The sequence below is a fragment of the Novosphingobium sp. B1 genome (genome assembly GCF_900176395.1).
GTDB lineage: Bacteria > Pseudomonadota > Alphaproteobacteria > Sphingomonadales > Sphingomonadaceae > Novosphingobium.
This window is the reverse complement of sequence record NZ_FWXL01000012.1, coordinates 78,159-88,105: the sequence shown is the minus strand read 5'-3', so window position 1 is coordinate 88,105 and position 9,947 is coordinate 78,159. Positions and strand designations below refer to the sequence as shown.

The following is a 9,947-nucleotide window of genomic DNA, read 5'->3' as shown; positions in this document are numbered from 1 at the left end:
GCCAATCCTTGAGCATTGCGTGTGGGGGCCCCCAGCCCATCATCAAAAGGAACCGTTCAATGGTATCTTGACAAGGCCCGGATCATACAAGTCGATCTTCCAAATCAGATCGTAGCCCCACAAGATCATGTTGCCGAAGTCGCGTTCGCCATGCGGATCACTGTCGGGATCGAAGTCGGTGTAGTCGGCCAGCGCCTTGGCTAAGACGACCGGATCAAAGCCAGTGACGCGCCGAAGGTTCTGCGTGATCATCACGCTGCCCCCGGTTTGGGTTTTACGCAGGCTATCGTTGAGCAAGGCTATCGCCTCGGCTCTGAGCACGCTGGAACCATTGGATTTAGGCATGGCAGTTGTCCTGTTAGTCGCGCAGCCACCATCGCGACGCGAATGATCGCATCGGCAGGCTGGGCAGGGAGGATTTTTGGAAAGGCGCTTCGAGAAGCTGCGCCTGTCAGCTGTAAAGACAGGTGAGCTTCACGAAGCGTTTTTGCGTTAAGCGCGCTTGGCGCCGGCGCGCACCTGCTCAAGCAGCTTGTCGAGCGCGGGCTTGGCAATGATGGCTTGCGCCATGGCTTTGCTGAACGGCTCTGCGACCGGCGTCAGGTCATTCTGCTCGAAGCCTTGCGCCAGTTTTTCGGCTGGAATGATGATTGGGATATAAAGTGCCATGCTGGCCTCGTCGCGCATGAAACCTTGCTTGATCAGAGCGGCAATCGCCTTCTCGTCGCTGATGATCTGCTCTGCGGCATCTTGAAGTCCGCGCCGAAACATGAGTTCGACGCACAGTTGCGTGGGGCCGGCTCTCGTTGCTGCTGCGATCCAGGTGTGCTCGTTATCTTCCTCGTCGGCGGAGATCTCGGACACTTCGAGCCACATGTCGCCGGTGCCGACGCCGCGCAGCATCTTCCATTCCGGGCACAACACCTGCGGCGTCCATTCGTTCTCGACCATGGCCCAAGGCGATTTGACCAACTTCTCGATTGCCAACGCGCCCTCGGTCATGAGGCGCTCGCTCAGGTGATTGGCGGCGTGGTAGAAATCAGCCTCGATCTGGCCGATCGTGCGAACGACCCGTGCTGCCCATTCAGGATCGAGCTGGTTGGAAATCTTGGTGCGCTGTTCGTGGTTCATAAAATCAGTCCTTGTGCAGAGGTGGAGCCCGCAAAGGGGACCTCCTCCGGCACGGCACCGGTCTTGCAGCAGCGCGCGTAGGGCACAGGGAACCACCCGAACCGCCGACACACGCAATCATCCGGTCAGGACAACCCGACCATCCCCTTTACGGACACCCGTCTTCGAGATTGCGCCCAACAAAATCTCCGTGTTGCCTTTTCTTGGCAAAGACAGTGAAAAAGCGCCTGACGCAACGACATGTTACTGGAATCACGCCGAAAAGTCAAAAATGGCCGGTTTTCCGAAGCGCCTCAGCTACTTACAAAACCAGCAAACTACAGAATTTTCGCGCCCCACAAGCGCTGATTCGGCGGGAGCGAACAAAAGTATTCAGTCTCACTTTCTGTAGACCTCGAAAATCGCGCATCAAAACGTGTGCGGCTGGTTGCACCTGAAGCAGCCATTCGGATCATAGGGCTAGGGGGGTTTCACAGACAAAAAAGTCACGCTACGCTCTGCTGAGTAATTGGAGGCGCCACAGTGAAGTTTTATTCTCATCTGATCGACCGCAAAATCATGGGTGTAAACATCGGCGTTGAGATGACAATAGGCGAGTATCTTCGATTCGCTCCTGAAGTAATTCACAAAAACGAATATCAGCGGAAAAAGGTAAAAAGTGCAGGAAAGACCTACGATTTACTTCGCAAAGATCTTCTAAACGGCTGCATTATGCCGCCAATTATTCTTGCGCTGACAGATAGCTATGGCCGTGAATTGGATGACCTCGTGAAGGAGGCAATCCAGGCGGGGCCAGCTTATGACAAGTGGGAAGCTCTCGATGCCATCGTCGAACGGGCGATGGCGGACAATGAGCTACTCATTTTAGATGGTCTCCAGCGATCGCTTACGATTGAAGGCATTTCCGCAAATCGTGTGGCCGACGAAAATCTAGCATTTATCAATCAGATAATTCGTGTTGAAATTTACGCTGGCCTTTCGAAGGCCGGCATCTTGTACCGGATGCTTACGTTGAACACGGGCCAAACACCCATGTCTTTCCGGCATCAGTTAGAAATTTTGTATTACGACTACATCGACAATAGCGATCTCCCGAATGGTATAACTGTCCTGAAGGAGGTGGAGGAAAAGCGCGCGAGAGGTGCCGGAAGATATAAATATACCGATGTAATCGATATGTTTTATGCATTTTCCACTGGAACTCCCATGCCATACGACCGGCAAGCCTTGGTTGGTGAGCTGCGTGAGATGGACTTCTTGGAGCGCTATTCGTACAGTCCTGGTGCGGACGATATGCGCACACTTTTGCTCATGTATCACGATTTTGTTTCGCGCGTCGACGAATTGTCCGGCGCATGGGCATACCAACCCGAAGATGATGGTGACGCGATCACCCGGCCGTTTGGAGCAAGCGTGTCTTCCATTTTCGCCCGACCGCAGGCCATGTCGGGGTTCGGTGCAGAATGCAAAAGGCTCGTATCGAACGGCGCTTATGCTCAACTTGAAGACATTGCCGCGGTTCTTCCAGGACTTGAATTTTCGGGTGAGCCGACGGTCGCATTCGATCAACTGCTCACGATTCTCAATGAAATCGCTCAAAGAGCAAAGAAAATTGGCGATGCGCAACGGGCATATTTTCAATTTGCTATGCGCGCGTTGCTCCTACCTGGCAGCGATACCTATCTTGATCTCTCGATGTGTTGGCTAAAAGCACAGACCGATTATGAGATGATGTACGCATAATGGCCAATACTTTGTCTGCGTTTGGCCTATCGGCAGACGAAGCCGCTAATCTGCGTCTTGAAATAAGCTTTTCCGGGCCTAACGCGGAGATTAAATCTTCAGAACTGCCTATTTTTGAGGTCATGCATAAGCTCCCAGATATCGACCTGCGCGATGTCAACTTATACTTTTTTGCCTTTTGCCTGACTGGCTATTCTGGCGAAGCTCAGGTCTCCAAGTTACAAATGCGCGGAACCCATGCGAGCCTGGGATATGTGTTTCCTATGACCTTTTTTCGGGGGGAGGCGGACATTGAAGGCGACTGGCAGAAGAGGTACGCTCGAGTTGCGTTCCACAAATTGATCAATCTTTCAAATATTGCCAATTTTGCTCCAGATGCGTCGATTGATGTACTTCGTGATCGGCGTGTTTTCCCGGATGAATTGTTTCCGGACAACCTTTCGATAGTGGTTGCGGGCTTGCAGAATTTGGACGACGCTGGGGTGCGTGTTGAGCAGTTTAAGCTAATGCTGCTTTCGCAGGGCATCACAATCTTGGATCGATATGAGCGTGACCGGAAGTTTTTCGCAGAGGACAAGTTTTCTGCCTCCGTTAGATTGGCGGCACTTTCTCCGGTACTTGACGAAGATATTGAGGTCATTTTCCAACTTTTAAGGCAGTCAGACGCCGACACATCTGAGGCAGGCCGATTTCTGAGGCTATACCAGCTCATCGAATACTCAATCGAGAAGGTATATTCGTGGAGCCTGAGAGCGCTGCTTGGGATGGAGATGTCTTCGTGGCGGCTTAAAAAGAGGCTTTCGGCGATCACTGCCGACCGATCTCGTCTTGGTATCCTAGCCGCGCACTGCCTTCATCCGACCGTCAATCGAGCGGCGCTGGATGCCTTGGCTGTCACATGTCGCGATCTTTTAAAGGATTTGGGCGAGAAACTAACGGGTCAGGAAACCTGGGACTTCCTCCTATACAGCGTCAGAAACGTTGTAGTTCATGATCAGATAAAGCTCATTCGAACTCCGAATGATTACCTTCCGTCTCTGAATGATACCCTTCGCGAAGTATGTCTTGAGCTTACGTCAAACTTGTTTGAGCCGGATCTATCAAAAATTTGGTCGTTAGCTAAAGACGAAGAGCAAGCTCAGGAAGCTATAGTATTTTGAATAGATCGCTGCCGACCGCTAGCCGGCCAGCGTTGATCCAGTCCGGTCGCCTTTGCCATTAAGTAAGGAGTTCCGGTTCTGATTGAAGCTGAAGTGGACGCGGTAGCCGGTCGATAACGAGAAAGTTCCATTCTGGGCCTCCAGCCGGTAGCGTGGCAGGTGATCCCGTTCGACTAGAATCCAAAGTGAGGGTGAAGTATCGAGGGCAAAAAAATGCCTTAAAACTGTGCTGTCAACGAGCAGTATGCAGCCCATGCTGCCATCAGCTCACGTCGCTTTTCCAAGGCCCGTCCGCGCCGGTAGGCACGTTCCACGGATGATGCGACAGTGTGCGCAAGTGCCATTTCTACTTCTTCGCGCCCAAACTGGGTCTTTTCGCCCGCCCAGTCACGAAAAGTCGAGCGGAATCCATGCACCGTGATGTGCGAGTATTCCATCCTCTTGAGCAGCTGCGAGAGCGCCATGTCAGAGAGCGAGCCGCCGCGTGGAGCAGGAAAAACAAAATCCATCGGCTTTAAATTGTCTACATGCATGGCGTGAAGGATCACCATGGCAGCATTGCTTAGCGGAACTTGATGCTCGGCTTGGGCCTTCATGCGCCCCGCTGGTACGGTCCAAAGTTTGTTCTGGAGGTCGACCTCGCCCCAAGTCATGCCACGCGACTCGCCAGACCGCGCCGCAGTCAGAATGGTAAACTCGAGTGCTCTTGCGGCAACGGCAGGTCGCTCGCTGAGTCTGGCCATGAAGGTGGCAATTTCTGCAAACGGAAGGGCCGGGTGGTGCTTAACCGCTGCCTTGCTTCGCTTGGGCAACAGCAAATCGAGATGGCCGCGGCCTCGCGCCGGATTCTCGCCTGTGCGCAGTCCTTTGACCTTAGCGGCGTCGAGAACTCGCTCAATGCGCCCTCGAAGACGCGAGGCAGTTTCGGCTTTGCTCAACCAGATCGGCTGAAGAACGGCAAGGATTTGCTCGGTCGTCACTTGATCGATGGGAGTTCTAAAAAGCGGCTCTGCGTATGTTTTAAGCGTGTTGCGCCACTGCTGCCGATGCTTCGGATTCTTGAAGCCTTCCTCAATGTCGTCGACCAGGTCCATGGCAAAAGAACCAAACGTTGCGGCGTGCAGCCCCTGGGCTTTTGGCTTTAAACGCTCAGCGCGCGGATCAATACCGTCGAGCAGCATGGTGCGAATTTCCGCTGCCTTTTCCCGCGCCTTCGCCAAGCTAACGTCAAGAGCCGATCCCAATCCGAGTTCTATGCGCTCACCGTTGCCGGTTCCCTTTATCCTAAGATTGCCACCTTGCTTCAGCGTTCCGATGAATATCCAAGACCGGCCTGTCGCACGGACGCGCAGATAAAGTCCCCCGCCATCGGAATAGATGTTCGGTTTGGTGAGTGACAGCACCTGCCGAGCTGAAAGTTTGTTACGCGCGTGCGAGGGCATGATTTTCGCTTCAATAGCGTCGAATCGGAGAAGTTCAAGAAATTCTGGTCATAAATTTTGCAAGGCTTGAAGCGACTTTCGGCGAACTGCTATGAACTCCACGCACACAAGAAAGCCCGGGAAACCCGGGCTTTCTAGCGTTCACCTTAGTTCGTGAAAGCTCGCTGCAAAACTTGATCTGGCGGAGACGGAGGGATTCGAACCCTCGGTACCGGATTTACCAGTACGACGGTTTAGCAAACCGTTGGTTTCAGCCACTCACCCACGTCTCCGGATCGCAGCGGCGAGGGGGCGCTATAACGAGGGTTGTAGGGGGCGGCAAGGGGCTCTCGGGCAAAAACTTGCGAGGTCTGCAAAAGCTTTGGAAAAGCACTTCGGCGCGTTTCGGACTCGGCTCATCGACGGTTCATTGTGGCGCGGGCAGGGTTCGATTCTGTTAGCCCTGCGGGGGAGCGCTGAAGCGCGGGATCGGACGGACGGATTATGACTTCACGATTTTCTAAGATGCGCGCGATCGCCGTTGGCTTCGTGGCGAGCCTGTCGCTTGTGGGTGCAAGTGCCCATGCGCAGGTCCAGACGATAGACCCCAACGCCGCGATCGATGGCGATCTCGTGCCGCAACAGGGCCAGGCCGCGCCAACTTCGCCGCCGCCGTCAACGCCGGCAGCAGCGCCTGCAGGGGCCGAGGCCGGCAGCCTGCCCGCGCTTCCTGCCGATGCCCCGCCGCCGGCTCCTGCGGAAACCTTCCCGGCGCAGCAAGCGGCGGCTGCGGCAGCGTCTTCGGGCAGCACCTACAAGGACGATGACCTTATCGGCGCGGCCGAGGGTGTCTTCGGCAAGGGTGCAGCCGGCCTTGCCGACATCATCAAGGACCTGCTCAAGAAGCAGGGTGAGCCCAATGCCTACATCGTCGGGCGTGAAGCTGGCGGCGCACTGGTCGTTGGCGTGCGCTACGGTTCGGGCACGCTTCACCACAAGGTAGAGGGCGAGCGCCCGGTGTACTGGACTGGTCCCTCCATCGGTTTCGACGTCGGAGCAAATGCTGCCAGCACCTTCGTGCTGGTCTACAACCTCTATGACAGCGAAGAGCTCTACAAGCGTTTCCCGGCCGGTGAGGGGCAAGCCTATCTCGTGGGCGGGTTCCATGTCAGCTATCTGCGCAAGGGCGATGTCGTGCTGATTCCCGTGCGATCGGGGGCGGGTCTGCGCCTTGGCATCAATGGCGGCTACATGAAGTTTTCGAAGAAGCAGAACTGGATGCCGTTCTGAGCCATTTCGGCAACTTCCGTACGAAAACCTGAGCGCATACCGTATTATTGTTATGCGGGGGTTGCTCCCGAGGCTTTCCGGCGGCATGGAGCCGCCGCTATTTGCTCCCCGCAAAGGAAGGCCTCATGCTCGAAAATCTTGCCGCTCAGCCCGCCGACGCACTTCTGGCGCTGATCAAGCTCCACAATGCCGATCCGCGCGCCGACAAGATCGACCTCGGCGTCGGCGTCTATCGGACTTCCGAAGGCGATACCCCGGTGTTCAAGGCGATGAAGGCTGCGGAGGCCAAGTTGCTCGAAACGCAGGATTCCAAGGCCTACCTCGGTCCTGAAGGCGACATGGGCTTCGTCCACGCGCTGATCCCCTATGTTTTCGGCACGGACTTCGACCGTTCGAAGGTTGAAGGCATGCAGGCACCGGGCGGCACCGGCGCTGTGCGTCTTGCCATCGAGGTGGCCAAGCGTTCAGGCGTCAAGCGCGTGTGGATGGGTACGCCCTCGTGGCCCAACCATGCGCAGATCATCGCCGCAGCAGGCATGGAACTGAAGACCTTCAGCCACATGACCGCCGATGGTTTTGCCGATCTCGATGCGCTGAAGGCTGCGCTGGCCGGAGCCGAGGCGGGCGATGCCGTGCTGCTCCACGGCTGCTGCCACAACCCGACCGGCGTCGATTACACCGAAGCGCAGTGGGACGAGATCGCGCCGCTTCTGGTCGAGCGCAACGTGCTGCCCATCCTCGACCTTGCCTACCAGGGCCTGGGCGCGGGCATGGAAGCCGATGCCTATGGCCTGCGCAAGGTTCTTTCGGTAGTCCCCGAAGCCCTCGTAGCCTATTCGTGCGACAAGAACTTCGGCCTCTATCGCGATCGCGTCGGCGCGTTCTACGCCGTCACGTCCGATGCCACCGCGCTTGCCAACGCCATGGCCAACGGCGCGACGATTGCCCGCGCTTCGTGGTCGATGCCGCCCGATCATGGCGCGGCCGCCGTCCGCCTCATCCTTGCCGACGAAAGCCTGACCGCGATGTGGCTGGCCGAGCTCGACGAGATGCGCGACCGCATGCGCTGGGTGCGCGATCGCCTTGCCTCGGCGCAGCAGGTCGGCCCGATCAGCATGGCGCCATTGGGCGTGCAGAACGGCCTGTTCTCGATGCTGCCGCTGAACGGCGAACAGATCCTCGCCATCCGCGAAAAGCACGGCGTCTACATGGCAGGTTCGGGCCGCATCAACATCGCGGGCCTCACTACCGGTAACATCGACAAGTTCGTAGAAGCCCTGCGCGACGTCGCCTGAGGCGGCACGCCCGGCTGGACGAGAAAGGGCGGGGCCTCGCGGCTCCGCCCTTTTCGTTTGCCTTCAGAAATCCGCCGCCCTTGATTGCCGCCGCGTCTCGGCAAAACCGTCGGCTCGGAACTTCTCGAAGGCCACGCGCCGGTCATAGCCGGCGTCCTTGGGATAGTCCTGATACTCGGCGATGATCTCGTCGAAGATCTCGCGCACCTCATCCTTGTGGTCGGGGTGCGAGAAGATGTGCAGGCGATTGGCCTTCATCGCCTCGATCACGCGCGCGCCGATAACGTCAGGCTCCATGCCGAATTCGTGCAGGCCCTGCAGACGCTCCACCGCCGTTGGGTCAACCGGCTTCATCGCGCCCTTCAGCGCATCGGGCCGCACTTCGTCGCTGGCATAGATGTAGCTTTTCACAAGACCCGGGCAGAGCACCGAGACGCCGATCTGGTACTTCAGCAGCGAATAGTGCAGCGATTCCGAAAGCCCGCGCACTGCAAATTTGGTCGTGTTGTAGATGCCGGGGCTGCCTGCGGCGAGGAAAGCTGCCATCGACGCGGTATTGACGACGTGCCCGCCCTTCTGCTCGCCCGCCTTCACGCGCTCCACCATGCGCGGCACGAAGGTCATCACCCCGTTGATAACGCCATGGAGGTTGACGCCAAGCAGCCAGTCCCAGTCGTCGTATGAGGATTCCTCGATCGGCTGGAAAAGGTTCACGCCCGCATTGTTGCACAGGATTGAAACCGGCCCGAACTTCGCCTCGACCTCGTCCGCCGCGGCCATGAAGCCATCGCGGCTGGCCACGTCGAGCTGCACGCCCATGACCTCGCGATTGTCCAGGGATGCGAGCGCCTTGTCGATCGAATCCTGACGGATGTCGGCAATGGCGACCTTGCAACCCTCGTTCAGCAACTGGCGCACCAGCCCGATGCCCACGCCATTCGCGCCCCCGGTGACGAAGGCTGTACGCCCTGCGAAGTCCTTCACTTGGCGCGCCCTTCCTTCAGCGTGTTCTGCCGGGCGATTTCCTCGGTGATCGCCGGGTTGCGGAACAGCATGGCGAAGGTCTGCTTGTATTCCGGGTTCTCGGGCAGGTGGGTCTGCACCGCTGCGGTGGTCGCAAGCCCGCGCTCTTCCACGCCGGTCAGGAACTCGGAGTGGGTCAGGATGTAGAGCTCGTCATTGAGGATGCCCTCGAGCACGCGCTGCCCGACCTGCTCCTTGGTCTGGTACAGGTGCATGAAGTTGCCGCCCGATGCACGGCGCTTGTCGGCTTCGGCATAACCAGTGTCTGCAAGGTCGGCGGGCCGGGTCTTGGCCGCATCGGCAATGTTCGATTGCACGGCGCCGGGGCAGAACGCGCTGCAGATCACGCCGCGTGGCTCGAGCTCGGGCCGCATGCACTCCATCATCGAAGTGACCGCCGCCTTGCCCGACGAATAGATCGTCGTACCGCCCACCGGCACAAGTGCGCTCATCGATGCGGTGCAGACGATGTGTCCGCCTTCGCCATGCGCCAGAATGCGCGGCAGCATCGTGACGATGCCATTGACAGTGCCGCCCACATTCACGCCCATGACCCAGTCCCAGTCGGCAAAGGTCGCCAGTTCCGTCGGCCCGACGACGGCAACGCCTGCGTTGTTGACCAGAATGTGGATCTTGTCGAACTTCGCCTCGACTGCATCTGCCACGGCGGCAAACTGCTCGCGGTTGGTCACGTCCAGCTTCACTGCCAGCACGCGTTCGCCGCCATCCAGTTCTGCGACCGCCGAATCGAGATGATCCTGGCGGATGTCGGCAATGGTCACGTTCATCCCCGCGCCAAGCAGCGCCTTGGCAATGCCGAGGCCGATGCCGCTGGCGCCGCCCGTCACGAATGCTGTCTTGCCCGGCAGATTTTGCATCAGATC

General features: G+C 57.7%; 9 protein-coding genes and 1 tRNA gene. 4 read left to right on the top strand and 6 right to left on the bottom strand.

Features of this window, described 5'->3' with window-relative positions; translation table 11 throughout:
• Window positions 1–42: 42 nt before the first annotated feature.
• Both B9A23_RS17445 and B9A23_RS17440 read right to left on the bottom strand, forming a co-directional pair.
• Window positions 43–345, bottom strand: a complete 303-nt coding sequence (locus tag B9A23_RS17445) for a DUF3768 domain-containing protein (protein ID WP_139797531.1) — start codon at window positions 343–345, stop codon at window positions 43–45.
• A gap of 147 nt (window positions 346–492) precedes the next feature.
• Entirely contained in the window at window positions 493–1,131 is a 639-nt protein-coding gene (locus B9A23_RS17440) for a hypothetical protein (RefSeq protein ID WP_084280330.1), read from the bottom strand.
• Between the two features lie 522 nt (window positions 1,132–1,653).
• On the opposite strand from B9A23_RS17440, the gene B9A23_RS17435 reads away from it, so the two are divergent.
• Window positions 1,654–2,874: a hypothetical protein gene (locus B9A23_RS17435; protein WP_084280328.1), complete on the top strand. Its 1,221-nt coding sequence runs from the start codon at window positions 1,654–1,656 to the stop codon at window positions 2,872–2,874.
• Window positions 2,874–4,034, top strand: coding sequence for a hypothetical protein (locus B9A23_RS17430; RefSeq protein ID WP_084280327.1), 1,161 nt, complete (start codon window positions 2,874–2,876; stop codon window positions 4,032–4,034). Before B9A23_RS17435 ends, B9A23_RS17430 begins: the two co-directional genes overlap by 1 nt.
• 218 nt (window positions 4,035–4,252) lie before the next feature.
• On the opposite strand, the gene B9A23_RS17425 is transcribed toward B9A23_RS17430, so the two are convergent.
• Window positions 4,253–5,476 carry a tyrosine-type recombinase/integrase gene (locus B9A23_RS17425; RefSeq protein ID WP_084280326.1) on the bottom strand — a complete coding sequence of 408 codons (1,224 nt, stop codon included), beginning with the start codon at window positions 5,474–5,476 and terminating at the stop codon, window positions 4,253–4,255.
• A gap of 179 nt (window positions 5,477–5,655) precedes the next feature.
• Window positions 5,656–5,748, bottom strand: a tRNA-Ser gene (locus B9A23_RS17420).
• 232 nt (window positions 5,749–5,980) lie between these two features.
• Between B9A23_RS17420 and B9A23_RS17415 the strand changes: the two genes are divergently transcribed.
• On the top strand, window positions 5,981–6,745 hold the full coding sequence (locus B9A23_RS17415) for a DUF1134 domain-containing protein (RefSeq protein ID WP_254895171.1): 765 nt from the start codon (window positions 5,981–5,983) through the stop codon (window positions 6,743–6,745).
• A 125-nt stretch (window positions 6,746–6,870) separates the two neighbouring features.
• The gene (locus tag B9A23_RS17410) at window positions 6,871–8,040 is read left to right on the top strand and encodes an amino acid aminotransferase (protein WP_084280342.1); all 1,170 of its coding nucleotides are present in this window, start codon (window positions 6,871–6,873) and stop codon (window positions 8,038–8,040) included.
• 63 nt (window positions 8,041–8,103) lie between these two features.
• Here the strand turns inward: B9A23_RS17410 and B9A23_RS17405 are convergent, their stop codons facing one another.
• Both B9A23_RS17405 and B9A23_RS17400 read right to left on the bottom strand, forming a co-directional pair.
• Window positions 8,104–9,024, bottom strand: coding sequence for an SDR family NAD(P)-dependent oxidoreductase (locus B9A23_RS17405; RefSeq protein ID WP_084280324.1), 921 nt, complete (start codon window positions 9,022–9,024; stop codon window positions 8,104–8,106).
• Complete coding sequence (locus B9A23_RS17400) at window positions 9,021–9,941, bottom strand: SDR family NAD(P)-dependent oxidoreductase (RefSeq protein ID WP_084280322.1); 921 nt, start codon at window positions 9,939–9,941, stop codon at window positions 9,021–9,023. The genes B9A23_RS17405 and B9A23_RS17400 overlap by 4 nt, the downstream gene beginning before the upstream one ends.
• Between the last annotated feature and the right edge of the window lie 6 nt (window positions 9,942–9,947).